Annotated in this window: 10 protein-coding genes; 4 read left to right on the plus strand and 6 right to left on the minus strand. The window is 66.5% G+C overall.

Features of this window, described 5'->3' with window-relative positions; all coding sequences use genetic code 11:
• Positions 1-191 precede the first annotated feature (191 nt).
• A complete protein-coding gene (locus tag EXE42_RS04965) occupies positions 192-2,276 on the plus strand; it encodes an ABC transporter ATP-binding protein (RefSeq protein WP_137706006.1) in 2,085 nt (694 codons plus the stop codon).
• A gap of 18 nt (positions 2,277-2,294) precedes the next feature.
• Here the strand turns inward: EXE42_RS04965 and gltB are convergent, their stop codons facing one another.
• From gltB to EXE42_RS18505, 3 genes are all read right to left on the minus strand, one after another.
• Entirely contained in the window at positions 2,295-7,040 is a 4,746-nt protein-coding gene (gene gltB / locus EXE42_RS04970; RefSeq protein WP_092921220.1) for a glutamate synthase large subunit, read from the minus strand.
• 232 nt (positions 7,041-7,272) lie between these two features.
• Positions 7,273-7,440 carry an HEWD family protein gene (locus EXE42_RS19230; protein ID WP_167603374.1) on the minus strand — a complete coding sequence of 56 codons (168 nt, stop codon included), beginning with the start codon at positions 7,438-7,440 and terminating at the stop codon, positions 7,273-7,275.
• Between the two features lie 100 nt (positions 7,441-7,540).
• Positions 7,541-8,815 (minus strand): PGF-CTERM sorting domain-containing protein, encoded by a 1,275-nt coding sequence (locus EXE42_RS18505; RefSeq protein WP_158293693.1) that lies wholly within the window; start codon positions 8,813-8,815, stop codon positions 7,541-7,543.
• Position 8,816: 1 nt separating this feature from the next.
• Between EXE42_RS18505 and EXE42_RS20170 the strand changes: the two genes are divergently transcribed.
• Positions 8,817-9,089: a hypothetical protein gene (locus EXE42_RS20170; RefSeq protein WP_241988333.1), complete on the plus strand. Its 273-nt coding sequence runs from the start codon at positions 8,817-8,819 to the stop codon at positions 9,087-9,089.
• Between the two features lie 1,956 nt (positions 9,090-11,045).
• Here the strand turns inward: EXE42_RS20170 and EXE42_RS04985 are convergent.
• A complete protein-coding gene (locus tag EXE42_RS04985; RefSeq protein WP_092921219.1) occupies positions 11,046-11,729 on the minus strand; it encodes a DUF6517 family protein in 684 nt (227 codons plus the stop codon).
• Positions 11,730-11,869: 140 nt separating this feature from the next.
• Between EXE42_RS04985 and EXE42_RS04990 the strand changes: the two genes are divergently transcribed.
• Positions 11,870-12,610, plus strand: coding sequence for a hypothetical protein (locus tag EXE42_RS04990; protein ID WP_137706008.1), 741 nt, complete (start codon positions 11,870-11,872; stop codon positions 12,608-12,610).
• A gap of 58 nt (positions 12,611-12,668) precedes the next feature.
• Here the strand turns inward: EXE42_RS04990 and EXE42_RS04995 are convergent, their stop codons facing one another.
• Both EXE42_RS04995 and EXE42_RS05000 read right to left on the minus strand, forming a co-directional pair.
• Positions 12,669-13,178, minus strand: a complete 510-nt coding sequence (locus EXE42_RS04995) for a hypothetical protein (protein WP_137706009.1) — start codon at positions 13,176-13,178, stop codon at positions 12,669-12,671.
• A gap of 79 nt (positions 13,179-13,257) precedes the next feature.
• Entirely contained in the window at positions 13,258-14,604 is a 1,347-nt protein-coding gene (locus tag EXE42_RS05000) for an alkaline phosphatase family protein (protein WP_092921216.1), read from the minus strand.
• Between the two features lie 177 nt (positions 14,605-14,781).
• Between EXE42_RS05000 and EXE42_RS05005 the strand changes: the two genes are divergently transcribed.
• Positions 14,782-15,690 (plus strand): PhzF family phenazine biosynthesis protein, encoded by a 909-nt coding sequence (locus EXE42_RS05005; RefSeq protein WP_092921215.1) that lies wholly within the window; start codon positions 14,782-14,784, stop codon positions 15,688-15,690.
• Positions 15,691-15,959: the final 269 nt, after the last annotated feature.

The raw sequence follows: 15,959 nt of genomic DNA on the forward strand, positions 1-15,959 counted from the left end.
CCCTCCGGTCGCCCGTCACTCACGGCGTCCCTCGCGCGTGCGACTCGCAGCCTGTCGGCCGCTCGTCGGCACGCGCCGCCGCACTCGATCAGCTATTTATTGCTAGTCGGTCAGGTAATCGCCAGTTGCCGGAACCCGGAACGAGCCGCCGAAGCCGCCGGATACATGCGGGTCGCCGCGTTCGTACGTCCATGGCCGCAGACGAGCGCAACGCATTCGAAGTGTACCGCGACCGGGTGGATCGACCCCTGGGTCGGCTGTTCCGCGAGTACGGCGCCGCCGAGGCCCACTGGCTCGTGATCGGGATGGTCGCCAACGTCGTCGCCCGCGTCGCGGGACTGGTCCCGCCGGTCGTCCTCGGCGTCGCCATCGACGCCGTCTTCACCGGCACCGGTCCGTACACGCTCCCGCTGGTTCCGGACGCGTGGCTCCCGACCGCCGAGCCCGCGCAGTTCCGGCTCTCGGTGATCCTCATCTTCGCGTCGTTCATCGTGACGGGCGTGTTCACCTACGTCTACGGTATCGCCGCGAACAACTTCGCGCACCGGGTGATGCACTCGGTCCGGACCGACTCCTTCGACCAGATGCAGCGGCTCGACATGACCTTCTTCGACGACAAGCAGACCGGGGAGGTCATGTCCGTCCTCAACAACGACGCCTCGAACCTGGAGGTCTTCTTAGACAACGCCCTCCAGAACTCCGCGCGCCTCGGCGTGATGCTCGTGGGGATCGCGGGCGTCCTCGCCTACTACAACTACGAGCTCGCGATCGTCACGCTCGCCGCGATCCCGCTGATGTTCCTCTTCACGCTCTGGTTCATGCGCGCCGTGGAGCCGCGGTACACCGCCCAGCGATCGGTCGTCGGCGACCTCAACACCGCCCTCGAGAACGCGCTCTCCGGCGTCGAGTTGGTGAAGACCTCCAACACCGAAGCCCACGAGAGCGAGCGCGTCGAGGACGCATCCTACTCGTACTTCCGGCGCACGATGTCGATCCTCCGGCTCAACTACGTCTACCGACCCGGCATGGAGCTGCTCGCCGGGCTCGCCTTCGCCGCCACCTTCGCGGTCGGCGGCTTCTGGCTCGCGAACGGCCCGCCGGGCCCGTTCTCCACCGAGCTGACCGTCGGCACGTTCGTCACCTTCGTCCTCCTCACCCAGCAGTTCGTCGCCCCGCTCGCCGAGGTGTCGAACATCATCGACCAGTACGAGAACGCGAAGGCCTCCTGCGAGCGCGTGTTCGGCCTGCGGGACATCCCGGTCCGCATCGAGGACGACGACGACGCGATCGAACTCGGCGGCGGTGCGCAGGGCGACGGCGGGGCCCGAAACGACGGCGGCGTGACGCCGGCCGACGACCCCGATCACGGCGGCGTCGCGGGCGCCGTCGAGTACGACGACGTCTCCTTCGCGTACCCCGAGAACGCCCTCGTCGACCCCGAGGACGCCGACGAGGAAGTCCTCAGCGGCGTCTCCTTCACCGCCGACCCGGGCGACACGGTCGCCCTCGTCGGCCCGACCGGCGCGGGCAAGTCGACGCTGCTCAAGCTGCTTCTCCGGCTGTACGACGTCACCGACGGCGCCGTCCGCGTCGACGGGCACGACGTCCGCGACGTCACCGTCGAGAGCCTCCGCTCGTCGATCGGCTACGTCGCGCAGGACACGACGCTGTTCGACGGCACCATCGCCGAGAACATCCGGTACGGGCGGTTCACGCGGATCGAGGAGGCGGGCGCCGACGGCCTCGACGAGGAGGCGGTCCGGGAGCGCGTGGTCGAGGCCGCGAAGGCCGCGGAGGCCCACGAGTTCGTCTCGTCGCTGCCGAACGGCTACGAGACGCGGATCGGCGAGCGCGGCGTGAAGCTCTCCGGCGGCCAGCGCCAGCGGCTCGCCATCGCCCGAGTCGTGCTTCAGGACCCCGCGATACTCATCCTCGACGAGGCGACCTCGGCCGTCGACACGGAGACGGAGATGCTGATCCAGCGCTCGCTCGACCGCCTCGCGGCCGACCGGACGACCTTCGTCATCGCGCACCGCCTCTCGACGGTGACCGACGCCGACACCGCGCTCGTGTTGGAGGACGGCGAGGTCGTCGAGCGCGGCACCCACGACGAGCTGCTCGCGGCGGACGGGCTCTACGCGAAGCTCTGGGGCGTTCAGGCCGGCGAGATAGACGAACTGCCGGAGGAGTTCGTCGAGCGCGCCCGCGAGCGCCACGTCGACCGCGCGGTCGAGCGGGCGACGGAAAGCGAAGTGGACTCGGAGACGCTGGAGTAGGAGCCCCTTTTCGAAGCCTCAGTCGTCGCCGGAGACCTGCCCGGCCGCGTCGGCGTCTGCACCCGGAACCGCGGCCGCGGGCGCGGGCGGGTCCTCGCGCACGTCGGCGCCCTTGCCCTCCGCGATGACATCGGCGTACGCGTCGGGGAAGACCCGGACGAAGTCGTCGAGCGCGGTCCCCCAGTCGTCGAGCAGGTCCGCCGCGCGCTCGCTGTCGGTGTACGCGCGGTGGTTCTCGACGAGGCGGCGGAGCATCCGCTCGTCGGACTCCTCGAGCGTCTCGGAGACCGACACCATCCCGCGGTTGACGCGGTCGTCGAGGCGGTCGTCGGGGTCGTACACGTACGCGACGCCGCCGGACATCCCGGCCGCGAAGTTGCGCCCGGTGTCGCCGAGGACGGCGACGACGCCGCCGGTCATGTACTCGCAGCCGTGGTCGCCGACGCCCTCGACGACGGCCTTCACGCCGGAGTTACGGACGCCGAACCGCTCGCCGGCGACGCCGTTGACGTACATCTCGCCCGAGGTGGCGCCGTACAGGCAGACGTTGCCCGCGACGACGTTCTCGGTCGGGTCGTACCCCGCCTCCGCCGGCGTGTCGATCACGAGGCGCCCGCCGGAGAGCCCCTTGCCGACGTAGTCGTTGGCGGCGCCGGAGAGCTCCATCGTGATCCCCGGCGCGAGGAACGCGCCGAAGCTCTGTCCCGCCTCGCCGTCGAACCGGCAGGAGATCGTGTCGTCCGGGAGCCCCTCGCCGCCGTGTTCGGAGACGACGCGGTTCGAGAGCGTGGCGCCGACCGCGCGGTCGACGTTGCGCACGTCGCGGGTGAGCGCGACCGGCGCGCCGTCCTCGATTGCGGGCGCCGCCTCGTCGATGAGGTCCCAGTCGAGCAGGTCGTCGATGCCGTCGTGGGCCTGCTCGCGGACCTTGGTGCGGGACTCGCCCGCGGGCTCGGCGATCACCGCGGACAGGTCGAGGTGCTTCGCCTTCTCGTGGTCCGTCTCGCGCTGGGTGAGCAGCTCGGGGCGGCCGACGAACGCCTCCAGCTCGGTGTACCCCTGCTCGGCCATGATCTCCCGGAGCTCCTGCGCGATGAACGTCATGTAGTTGATGACGTGGTCGGGCTGGCCCGGGAACCGCTGGCGGAGGTCCTCGCGCTGGGTGGCGACGCCGACCGGACAGGTGTTCTCGTGGCACTGCCGGGCCATCACGCAGCCCGACGTGACGAGCGACGCGGTCCCGAAGATGTACTCCTCGGCCCCGAGCGCGGCCGCGACCGCCACGTCGCGGCCGGTCCGCAGGCCACCGTCCGCAGAGACGCGAATCCGGTCGCGCAGGCCGGTGGCGCGAAGCATCTGGTTCGCCTCCGCGAGCCCGAGCTCCCACGGCAGGCCGGCGTTCTTGATCGAGGTCTTCGGCGAGGCGCCGGTGCCACCGTCGTGACCGGATATGTGGACGACGTCGGCGTTCGCCTTCGCGACGCCGGCCGCGATGGTGCCGATCCCGGCCTCCGAGACCAGCTTCACGTTGACGTCTGCCTCGGGGCTGGCGGCCTTCAGGTCGAAGATGAGCTGCTTCAGGTCCTCGATCGAGTAGATGTCGTGCTGGGGCGGCGGCGAGATGAGCCCGACGCCGGGCGTGGAACACCGGACGTGCGCGATCATCTCGTTGACCTTCTTGCCGGGGAGGTGCCCGCCCTCGCCGGGCTTCGACCCCTGCGCCATCTTGATCTGGAGCTCCTCGGCGTTCGCGAGGTACTCCGAGGTGACGCCGAAGCGGCCGGAGGCGACCTGCTTGACGGTACACTCCTTCTCGGTGTCGAACCGCTCGGGCGGTTCGCCGCCCTCGCCGGTGTTCGACTTCGCGCCCAGCCGGTTCATCGCGATGGCGTTGTTCTCGTGGGCCTCCGGCGAGATGCTCCCGAGGCTCATCGCGGCCGTCGAGAACCGCTCGACGATCGACTCGACGGGCTCGACCTCCTCGACCGGCACCGGGTCGCGGTCGGAGTCGAACTCCAGGAGGCCGCGGAGCGACTGGAGCTCTTCCGTCTGGTCGTTCACCAGCTCCGCGAACTCGCGGTACTGCTCGTAGTCGCCGCCGCGGACCGCCTGCTGGAGCGTGCCGACCGTCTGGGGGTTCCAGCCGTGTTTCACGCCCGACGAGCGGTGTTCGTACTCGCCGACGGTCTCCAGTTCGGGGTCGGCGCCGAACGCCATCGCGTGGCGCGTGCGGAGGTCGTCTTCGATCTGTTCGATCCCGATCCCCTCGGTCCGGATCTCGGTGCCCTCGAAGTACTCGGCGACGAAGTCGGAGTCGAGCCCGACCGCCTCGAATATCTGGGCGCCCTGGTACGACTCCATCGTCGAGATGCCCATCTTCGCCATCGTCTTCAGGAGGCCGTCCTCCAGCGCGTGACGGTACGCGGCGAGCGCCTCGTCCTCGTCGGCGCCGTCCGGGCCGGCGACCACGTCGGCGATGGAGGCGTACGCGAGGTACGGGTCGACCGCGTCCGCGCCGTAGCCGACCAGCGTCGCGAGGTGGTGGACCTCGTGCGGTTCACCGGACTCGACGACGACGCCCGCGCGGTTGCGCAGCCCCTCGCGGACGAGGTGGTGGTGGACCGCGCCGGTCGCGAGCAGGCTCGGCACCGCGAGGCGGTCCGGACCGACGGCGCGGTCGGAGAGGACGACGGCGTCGGCCCCGTCTTCGATCGCCGTCGCGGCGTCCTCGCGGACCCGACTCACGGCGTCGACGAGCGAGCCGTCGCGGTCGTAGGTGACGTCGACGGTGACGGAGGCGAACTCGGGACCGTCGGCCGCCGCTCCGCCGCGGTCACCGGGAGTCCGCTCGCCGGGTCCGGGGAGATCGCGAAGCGCGGTCGTCTCAGCGTCCGTCAGGACCGGCGTGTCGGCGACTATCTGCTCGGCGTGTTCCGGCGTCTCCGCGAGCAGGTTTCGCTGGTTCCCGATCCGGGTCTCCAGCGAGGTGACGAGCTCCTCGCGGATGTAGTCGATCGGCGGGTTCGACACCTGCGCGAACAGCTGCTTGAAGTAGGTGAAAAGCGGGCGGTCGACGTCGGCGAGGACCGAGAGCGGCGTGTCGTCACCCATCGACCCGACGGGATCTTTCCCCTCTCTCGCCATCGGCTCGACGAGGTGGTTCAGCGAGTCGGTGGTGTAGCCGAACGCGGCCTGGTGGGCGCGGACGGTCGGTTCCGTCTCGTCCGTTTCGTCCGCCTCGTCAGCCCCGGCCGCCCCGCCTCCTCGTTCGTTCGAGTCGTCGTCGATCCCGGCCGCGACGCCGTCCCCGTCGGTGAGCGCGTCGTCCTCGTCGGTGAGCGCGTCGAGATCGACCTGCCCGCGGTCGACCCACTCGCCGTACTTCTCGTCGGTGAGCTCCTCGAACACCTCGTCGTCGGGGACGATCCGACCGGCCTCGGGGTCCGCGACGAAGATCTCCCCGGGCTGGAGCCGACCGCGGCGGCGCACGTCGGCGGGCTCGGTGGGGAGCGCCCCCACCTCGCTGCCGACGACGAGGCGGTCGTCCGTCGTCACCTCGTAGCGGCACGGGCGGAGCCCGTTGCGGTCGAGGACGCCGGCGACGCGCTCGCCGTCGAAGCCGATGACGAGGGCGGGCCCGTCCCACGGCTCGACGAGCGAGGCGTGGTAGTCGTAGAAGTCCGCGCGGTCGTCACCCATCAGGTCGTCGCCGCGGAACGCCTCCGGGATCAGCATCCGGAGCGCGTGCGGGAGGTCGCGGTCGGTCTGGAGGAGGAGTTCGAGCGCGTTGTCGACGCTGGCGGTGTCCGACTGGTTGGGGTCGTCGATCACCGGCTTGATCGTGTCGAGCTCGGCGCCGAACGCCGGGTGTTCGAGGTCGTTCTCGCGGGCCCGCATCCAGTTGACGTTCCCGCGGATCGTGTTGAACTCGCCGTTGTGGACGATGTTGCGGTACGGGTGTGCGAGGTGCCACGCGCCGAGCGTGTTCGTCGAGAACCGCGCGTGGACTAAGGCGACGTGGCTGGCGAACCGCTCGTCGACCAGGTCCGGGTAGTAGCCCACGAGCTGCGACCCCTTCAGCAGGCCCTTGTAGACGACGCGCTGGCGGTCGAGCGAGCAGACGTAGAAACGGCCGGCGCCGTCGACGTCGGACACCGCGTTCTCGATCTCGCGGCGAGCGGCGTACAGCGCGCGGTCGAAGCCGAGCAGGTCGGGGTCGGCGTCGTCCGGCCGAGTCCCCTCGCTCGTGAACCGCTGGGCGAGGCCCGCGCCCTCGACGGGGGCGACGAACACCTGCGACACCTCCGGTTCGGACTCGAGCGCCGTCGCGCCGAGGTCGGCGTTGTCGGTGGGGACGGAGCGCCACGCGAGCACTTCCAGCCCGTAGACGGCACACACCTCGGCAATGACGTCGTGGATCTCCGCTTGAACGCCCGGTTCCGGCGGCATGAAGACGGAGCCGACCGCGTACTCGTCCGGGAGGTCGGCGTCGACGACCTCGCGGAAGAACCCGTCGGGGCGGGCTACCATGATCCCCGCGCCGTCGCCGGTGTTCTCTTCCGCGCCGGTCGTCCCGCGGTGTTCGAGGTTCTCGAGCAGTTCGACCGCGTCCGCGACGGTCTCGTGAGTCGGCTCGCCGTCGAGGTCGACGACGCCGCCGATGCCGCAGTTCGATCGGTCGTCCGTCGGCGCCGCGAGCCCCCCTTCCTGACCCGAGGAATCCGAGTCGCGTACGCCCCGGGTGGTACTACGTGACTTGGTCATACGCGTTTTCACGAATGAACACTTAAAGGTATGACCCTGATAGGGGTAGGATCCATCGTACACACATTAGGGAATATAAGGTAATTATTCATCACGGGAGGTGAACAGATACCACACCGTCGGATCGATCAGTAGTCGTACCGTAACGGGCAGTAAATTGACGAAGTTTCTGCGAAAGCCACCAGACCGTTTCACACACTCCGGTCAGAGTGGCAGAACGTCCAGTCGTCTACTACTCCTTGAGGGGGACGAACGAGCCGTTGATGTCCCAGTCGTGGATACAGTAGACGTTTCCGGGTTCGTCCGCGATCCGCCACCCGTCGGCCTCGTCGTCCCATCGCTCCTCGCGCCCGCACAGTTCGCACGTGCGCTCTTTCGGCGGCGTGATGGTTACGCTCATACGCGGACGAACGGCGCCGTCGAGCAAAAGGATACCGGCGGCGAGGCGCCGACGATGTGACCCCGACTCGACGGTGTGAGACGGACGGCCGCCGCTCCTCTCACGGGTCGGGCGCACGACGGCGGGCGAGCAGCGACGCGATCGTCAGCGCCGCGAGGGACGCGACGGAGCCGAATCCGGGGAGATCGTACACGGTCGATCGGATCGGCGCGTCGTCGTATCCGAGGTCCCTCGCGGCGGCCTCGTCGGACTTCGACTCGTTCGAGTCGGCCGGTCCGGCCGGTTCGGACGAGTCGGCGGACTCCGACGCCGCGGATCCCTCGCTCCCGGCGTCACCGCCCGATCGCCCGTCACCCGGACGGGATCCCCGCTCCGAGGCGTCGTCCGCGGTACGTCCCGTCGATCCGGTACCGAAGCGTTTCGCCGGGTCCGTAGCGGGCGGAATCCCGGACGCACCGGGCGGGACCGTCGTTCCGACTCCGGGACGAGGCGTCGGGCGGTCCACGTCGGAACCGTTCGGTTCCCCGGACCGGCCCGGACCGGCCGCTTCGGTGGCGTTGCCGGCGCGAGCGGAGCGGGGATCGGTCTGATCGGTGGCGCTAGAAGAGCCACCGACATCAGCTGGACCGGCGGAACCGCCGGAACCGGCCGGCGGATCAGATCGGTCCGCGCTTCCCGATTCAGCGGGGGCACTCGTCCCGGCCGCCCCGGTCGGTTCACTCGATTCGCTCGACTCGGTCGATTCGTTCAGTCCGGTCGATTCGGTCGATTCGTTCAATCCGGTCGACTCGGTCGGCTCGGTACTCGGTGACGGTGTCGCGGTAGACCCGTCGTCCGAGAGGTTCGCTCCGCCCTCGTCGGTCGGGTCGGCAGCGTACGTCAGTCGCGTCGTCACCCGGTGGTCGCCGTTCGCGGCCCGACGCAGTCGTTCGTCGTCGACCCTGAAGGCGGCCTCGAACGTCTCGCCGGCGGCCGGTGGCGTCTCGGTTCCGAACGCGGTCTCGCCGTCCGCGACGAGGAAGAGTCCGTCGCGGTCGAGGTGGACCGCAGACTCGTTCGGCGTCGGTCCGAGCGTGTCGCCGGTGGCGGAGGCGTCGGTGTCGTTCGCGTCTGTAGGCGTCACTCCGAACGAGAGGCCGTCGAGGCGAGCGAGGTCCGCACCGCGCTCCAGCGAGGCGTTCGCGGCCGCCGGGAGGCCGGTCAGCCCGGTCGCGTTCACGGCGTACACGACCGTGTCGTTGGCGGTGGCGTTCGTCGCGTCGGTGAGCGTTCCATTGGCGATCGCGTTCCGGATGGCGGTCGCGTCCTCGAAGTCGCCCGGGGCGGCTTCGCGCGTGGTGTACGCGGTCAGGTCGGTCGTCGAACGAGGATTCACCGTGATCGCGGCGGAGTCGTTGGCGACCGCGGCTCCGTACTCCGACCGGAGCGTGAGGTCGTACGACCCGGGCGAGAGCGGATCGGTATCCCCCGTGACCGAATCGACGCTGATACCGGGACCGGTCGTGACGAAGTCCGACGGAGATGCCGGCGACGCGTACGCGTTGATTGTGACGGGTGTTGGGCCCGTCTCAGAGGTTGTGAGTTCGAGTGTGGTTGTGGTGTTATTGGTGGTCTTATCTAGGATAATCTCCATAGATGGCACACTATGAGACACCGAAAATCGAATGAGATTACCGTTAGAAGTTTGATTCGGACCATTTTGTAGATCAATATTCTGTTTTTCTTTTCCGATGATCCTGAAACGTTCTGAATTCCCTCTCTTCGAATGAATGTAATAAGTACCAGAAGTGAGCATTGACGTATTGTACTTGATTTGTGAGGAATTATTTAATCTAGTTCCCAAAGATACAACACGGGATCTGTTTTTATTATCTATCCTGTGTAGTTCCGTATTATTTATATCTGATAGAGAAGAATTATAGTGAAGGTACTGTCCGGCATATACTGGTTTATCTAGTGATTGGTTATGCTTGATCTGGACAGCAACAGTGGAATTGGATTCATTTGTGTGGACAGAATCCTCTATTAAAATTGTACCAGCGTCCGCGACACCATCAGAAACAAACTGGTTGTTCAAGTCCGAATTCCGAAGTAACTCATAGTTTTTGGGAGAAACTCGGTTACCAGCATCTAGGCCACGTGAAAGTTGGATTGCCGCAGCATAGCGGTTACTGCGGAAAATACCCGAGTTCGGATTTGTAGTATTAAAATAGAGATCGACATTCTCATTCCATCCAGTTAGCACCTTAGAATTAGCAACAGTTACGTTTTGTAGTATATATCCGCTTGAGTTGACTGGATGTAACGAAACAAAGAATGGAGTTTTATCTTCAATAGTATCTGACACTTTAGCATTAGGAATTGTGATCTTGTTTGTCTGTGATGACGCATACGAGCGATTGGCTAGATCCACACTAGCCGTAACAATTCGACCCTCACTCGTTGACAGAGCAGAGTGTGTTACGTTAGAGGGTAAGTGATCTCTTATATCGTAATCAGTAGAGCCAAGAGTAGAGTTAGCAACAAGGAATCCTTTGACATCACCACCAAGATAGGGAGTATTAACAGAGATGGCCTGATTTGTTCTGAGCACATATTCAGAGAGATATCGAATTCCGATAATTTCGTTGTCATTATTTCTGGTGATAAATAGGGTTGAATTTGTATTTCCGCTGATGTTGTCAATCGTTATTCCTGCTGTCGTACGAGTATCCCGATGAAGTTGAGGTGAAGCAGTAGCCTGATCATGGATTTCAATTGTGCCATCAATAATTTTGAACGGATTTGTTGTCAATTCCTTTGTAAATTTCGTGGGAACAGAAGTGGATCCACTAGAAACAGCGATGTCGTACTCTACTCCTGTTGACTTTTTAGCATCACTCGTATCAATCCCAGAGATCCGAGCAGTGTTAACGAGTATTGCGCGGCCTGTACCGTCTGGGCGTATTGTAGCTCTTAATAAAGTATTATCCTCTGATCTTATTTGTGACGTGTTAGTTATATTTCCATGTTGAATACTATCAACAGATAGCGAAGCTGAAGATACATCAACACCCCTTAATTCGACATTCGATAAATTAATATATAATGATATTTTGTCTGTAGCGTTTATCTGATTGTTCGGTGTGATCTCTATATTAGTGATGTTTTGCTCAGATTGACCCACGAGAACCGTGTTTGGGTCACCTGTTTTGTTTAACGTGGGAACGTCATCAGAATTTTGAGCGGAGGCTAGACTCGCTCCAAATAATAACACAATAACACCGATCACCAAACAGAGGGCGATACCGACAGACAGCCATTGGGACGATCGCATCCGGGTCATAGCGAATGGGCCACGGATGCGAGAGCGGTCGCTTCCGGGGCAGTGCGGCGTCGAAAGCCGACCCGACGCCCGTAAAGCGCCTCTTGTCACACCGCGGGGTGTGTCACTCGGGCCGATCACTTATAAATGACTTACGGACGTGAAAGCTTCCGCTGGGAGAAATAATCGCAAGACTGCGGTGTTGTCTGTACGGACTAACGAGTGCGATTTTTGAGCGTATCGCGGGAAAAGTCCGAATGGGTACGAGGCTGGAAGTGGGCGCGGCGGCGGCCGAAGTCGGTCAGTGTTCGACGGCTTCCATCATCGAGAGCAGCTGTTCGGACTGGTCGACCCCTACCGGATGGAGACCCACCAGCGCGATCACGTCCTCGCTGTCCGCGTCGTCCGCCTGGTGTTGGACGGTCGCGATATAGAGGAGGACGGGAACGTCCTCGACGGAGCCGCTCTGGTTGTTCGGGCCGTTGACGTCCGCGCTGACCGTCGTCTCGTAGATCGAGACGGTGGCCTCCTCGTCGAGGATCGTTCGGGTCTCCTCGCCGCGGTCCTGAATGTCGTCCGTTTGGATGTCGGCGCTGCCACCGCCGATCCCCTGCTGATTGACCTGATTAAGGAGCCGCCGAATAAGATCTGCGCCCTCCGCTCTGACGAGCGGGTTAACGGACTGTCCGGCGACGGACGCGTTCGGGGTGCTCGCCACGAACAGCGCCGATTGCGTCGTCGAATTGATGTACCGGGCGATCCACGTCGTCGCCGACACCTGCGCGTTCACGCCCGCGGCGTTGAACTCCTGTTCGATGGTGAACGACTCCGGCTCCTGGCCGGTGAACTCGGTGTCCGCGTACGCGCTCTCCGGTATCCGTGCCGGTTCGGCGTCGAACTCGTAGTTTCCGTCCCCGCCGGCGCACCCGGCGACAGCGACCGTCGTCGAGGCGGCGAGCGCCGCGAGAAGCCCACGTCGTTTCATGTGGACAGGTAGGTCTTCGCGGTTCTTTAATACTGTCGGCGCGGGTATCGGTCGCGAGAACGCCGCAGCCGAAGGCACAAAGTTCACGTCGGGCCGCGCGCGACGTGAGGCAAATGGAACGCCGAGGACAAACCGGGCTGGTGGAAGCGCTCTTCGTAGACGTGATTCGCCTCCACGAGACGTGGATGGAGGTCGTCTTCCCGCGACAGCTCGACCCGAGCGCGGTCCTGGGAAAGTGGAGACCGGAAACGGCCGTCCAGTCGGTGGGCTACTACCTCTGGGCGGTACTCGGCGTGCCCCTCGTCGCGGTCGCGTACCCGCTGTTGCTCGTCGGGTTCGCCACGCGCTACTACGCCGCGAAGCTCGACTCGGCGGTCACGCGTATCGGCGTCGCCGGCGCCGTCCTCGTCGCCGCCGTCGTCTGGGGAGCGCTCACGGTGATCACGCACCTCCAGCTCCCCTTCGACGCCGTGATCGCGGTCGGCGCCGCCAGCGTGGTGGCGGTCGTCTCGGCCGCCCTCGCCGCCGGCTTCTCGAAGGTCGGCGGGCGGTTCGTCAGCGTCCTGCTCGCGTACCCGTTCGCGATGACGGCGCTGTTTTTACCCCCGGTCGTCGCCGCGCTCGTCACGCCGACGCTCGAGGAGTTGATCCTCCCGCCGAGCTACGACCTCGCGCGGTGGATCCTCGACACGTTCCTCTCGGTGGGTGGGGTCAACGAGACGCTCCGCGGCGCGTTCAACCTGGAGACGTTCGGCGAGCAGTGGGGGCTCCCAGGGCTGGGGTACGTCCTGATGTGGATCGGTATCTCGGTGCCGCTGGGGTGGTTCCTCGGACTGCTCGTCGCGCTAGCGAACCTGATCCGGCCGACATCGGACGCCTGATCCGGCCGACGTCGGACGCTGATTCGGGCGCGCTCACGGTCGGAGCGGTGCCGCCGGCTCACTCCCCGGGGTCGTAGTTCTCGCCCGCGGGTTCGAACGCGGACGCCGAGCGCTGCGTTTCGCGCCGTCGCTCGCGCTCCGCGATCGCTTCCGGATCCGGACTCGCGTCGTCCCCGATCCGGGCGATCGACTCGTGGACCTTCGCGTGACACCAGCGGCACAGGCCGACCGTGATCTCGTGGGAGTCGTCGCCGCCGTACGAGAGGTGGTGTTCCTCCACGAGCGGGCGAGAGTCGTCGTGAGCCAGTCGCACGTCCGCCACCCCGCACCGGACGCACTCTTTCGCGTCGGTCGTCGACCGGTAGTGGGGACACGCGCGCCACTCGCCGTCGGCGCCGACGTGACAGTCGTAGCCGTCGGCGCGTCGGTCGGCCGCGAACTCCGGATCGTCTCCGGCCCGGGTCAGCGCGAAGCGGCATCGGCCGTCGTCGGTGAGGTGGTCACAGACGCCGGCGGCCGCGTACGGGTCGTCGACGCCGACGGGGGTCCCGTCGGGAGTGCGCTCCATACCGGTCGGTGGGGGCGGACTCACTTCAATTCGGTCGCCGGAAGCGGGACGCCGAGAGGGGTTCTGGGGTCGCGGCCGGTCAGACGAGGCTCGCGCCGTCGAAGTCCGTTCGGCCGTAGTCGACATCCAGCAGGCGGAGGATGGTCGGCGCGACGTCGAGGAGGTCGGCGTCCTCTACCGTCGCGTCCGGGTGGTCGACGAACAGCGCGGCGTCGTCGAACGCGTGCATCCCGGTTCGCGGTCCGTCGGCGTCGAACACGCCGTCGTGTGACCGGAATCCGGATTTGAGGTCGAACCCGTCGTTCGGCACGACGACGAGGTCGGGCGCGATGGCGGCGTGGTCGCCTCGGAACACCGTCTCGCGGTCGACCACGCGGTCGGCGACGGGGGTTCCGTCGGGGCCGGTCCACGACTCCAGCGCGTCGCGAAGCTCCGCGCGCGTCGCCTCGTACTCGGACTCCGGGACGACGCCGTTCGGCTCGCGGTCCTCCACGTTGAGGTAGAAGCGGCCGGGAACGAGCGAGTACGCACGGGTGTCGTCGTCGATGTCGGCCAGCGAGTCGTGGTCGTCGCCCTCGTAGGAGAGCCACCCCTCGCGTTCGAGCCACTCGTTGCAGTAGACGTCGTGTCGCAGCCGAGTGAACCCGTGCGTCGAGCCGACCACGAGCGTGACGTCGCTCGGGAGCGCCTCGCGGACCGAGCCGACGTGCTCGTCGAGCGCGGCGTGGAAGGCGAGCAGCTCCTCGCGGTACGTCCCGCCGTCCTCGTAGTCGCCCCACAGGAAGTGATTGACGCGATCGGGCGCGGTGAAGACGCCGACGAAGAGGTCCCAGTCGTCCCGCTCGACGTACCGCTCGAACGCCGCTACGCGGGCGTCGAGGGTCTCGCGGGCGTGTTCCAGGAACGCGGTCTTGTCCGCCCTGTGGCCGAGCTTCGCGTTGACGGAGAGCCGGTAGTCGCTCTCGGTGAGGTACGCGCGAAGCTCCTCGGGAGTGGCGGCCGCGTCGAGGTCGGGCGAGAGGTACCCGGAGACCATCCGCTGGACGGTCCGCTGCGGCGGGAACGTGACGGGGACGTTCAGCACCGTCGCGTCGAGCCCCGCGTCGGTCGCGCGGTCCCAGACCCGCGGTGTCTGGACGTCGCGCCCCATCGGTACGTACGTGTCGTAGGAGCCGACCTCGCGGTCCTGGAACCCGTACACACCCGTCTCGCCGGGGTTCTTCCCCGTGGTGAGGCTCGGCCAGCACGCGCTCGACTCCGCCGGGACGATGCTGTCGATCCGCCCCCCCTCACCGTCGTCCGCGATCGCCGACAGCGTCGGGAACGTCTCCGGGTTGTCGGCGACGAGCCGATACGAGAGGCCGTCGATGCCGATGAACGCCACCCGGGGGGTATCGCTCCCTCGCAGCCGGTCGAAGAGGCCCATACACACCCATCCGCGGTCGAAGGCAAAAGGATTGACATCGGGCGCTTCGCGAAACGGCGGTTCGACGCCTCGAGGAGTGGAGGGGTCGGCGGCGCGTGACGTCCGGCTCGGCAGCGCGCGAGGCCCGGGCCGCCTCCCTCGTGAGGCTTTTTGTCCGTGACCCGCGGAGGGTCCGATATGGAACACAGACGCGCGCTGCTCGTCGACGCGTTCGCCGGGGAGCCGCTGGCCGGGAACGCCGCCGGCGTCGTGCCGGACGCCGAGGGGCTGAGCGACGATCAGATGGCCGCGGTCGCCGCCGAGCTCGGCGCCTCCGAGACCGCGTTCCTGACCGCGGGCGACGGCGCGGCCGACGACCGGCTCCGTTACTTCTCGCCGACGACGGAGGTCGACCTCTGCGGACACGCCACGATAGCGACCTACGGCGCCCGCTTCGCCGAGGGGGCGATCGACGGCGGCGAGCGAACGCTCCGGACGAACGTCGGCGACCTCACCGTCGCGGTCGACGACGACGGCACCGTCTGGATGCGACAGCAGGCGCCGAGCGTCGAGGTCGTCGACGTCGACCTCGGCCGGACGGGAGACGCGCTCGGGATCGACCCCGCCGCGATGCGCGACGTGGGCGCGGACCTCCCCGTCGCGGTCGCGTCGACCGGGCTGCCGTTCCTCGTCGTCCCCGTGAACTTCTTGGAGCGGCTCGGGCAGGCCGACCCGGACGACGAGGCGGTCGAGCGCCTCTCGGAGGAGTTCGACGTCGCCGGCGTGTACGCGTTCACCTTCGACGCGCTCGACGGCGAGTCCACGCTGCACGGCCGGGCGTTCGTCCCCTCGCTCGGCGTCTCCGAGGACCCGGTCACGGGCACCGCGAGCGGGGCCGTCGGCGGGTACCTCCGTCACGTCGACGCGTTCGACGGGGACGACCCGGACGAGCTCCGGTTCGAACAGGGTCACTTCGTCGACCGGCCGGGTCACGTTCGTGTGCGCGTGGAGGCGGACGGAGTCCGCGTCGGCGGGCTCGCGACGGTCGCGCTCGACGGAGAGGTCCGGATCCCCGACGACGAGGACGACGCGATCATCGAGGCGTGAACGCCGTCGGTTCGGTCGCCGTTCGTCGCTCGATCGCGCCCGTCGACCTGGTCCCGGAAGCCGGCGCCGCGGATCGAACGCCCGGGATCGCTCCCGTCCCGTCTCTCTGGAGCTCGACCTCCCACGCGCGGCAGCAGTGCCCGTACCGATCGTCGCGGTCGGCGCCGGCGGCCTCGTCGCTGCGGGGATGACACCCCTCCGGACGACGCCGACGATGTCGCCCCGCCGATGCTCGTCTTCGGGGCGCTCGCGTTCGCGATCGGCGTGAA

Source organism: Halorubrum sp. SP3 (assembly GCF_005435195.1).
GTDB lineage: Archaea > Halobacteriota > Halobacteria > Halobacteriales > Haloferacaceae > Halorubrum > Halorubrum sodomense.

What these genes read in the sequence shown, in the direction of transcription:
- EXE42_RS04995 (WP_137706009.1), bottom strand. Translation starts at nt 13,178, where the DNA reads ATGGAGCGCACTCCCGACGGGACCCCCGTCGGCGTCGACGACCCGTAC.
- EXE42_RS04965 (WP_137706006.1), top strand. Translation starts at nt 192, where the DNA reads ATGGCCGCAGACGAGCGCAACGCATTCGAAGTGTACCGCGACCGGGTG.
- EXE42_RS05005 (WP_092921215.1), top strand. Translation starts at nt 14,782, where the DNA reads ATGGAACACAGACGCGCGCTGCTCGTCGACGCGTTCGCCGGGGAGCCG.
- EXE42_RS19230 (WP_167603374.1), bottom strand. Translation starts at nt 7,440, where the DNA reads ATGAGCGTAACCATCACGCCGCCGAAAGAGCGCACGTGCGAACTGTGC.
- EXE42_RS05000 (WP_092921216.1), bottom strand. Translation starts at nt 14,604, where the DNA reads ATGGGCCTCTTCGACCGGCTGCGAGGGAGCGATACCCCCCGGGTGGCG.
- EXE42_RS04985 (WP_092921219.1), bottom strand. Translation starts at nt 11,729, where the DNA reads ATGAAACGACGTGGGCTTCTCGCGGCGCTCGCCGCCTCGACGACGGTC.
- gltB (WP_092921220.1), bottom strand. Translation starts at nt 7,040, where the DNA reads ATGACCAAGTCACGTAGTACCACCCGGGGCGTACGCGACTCGGATTCC.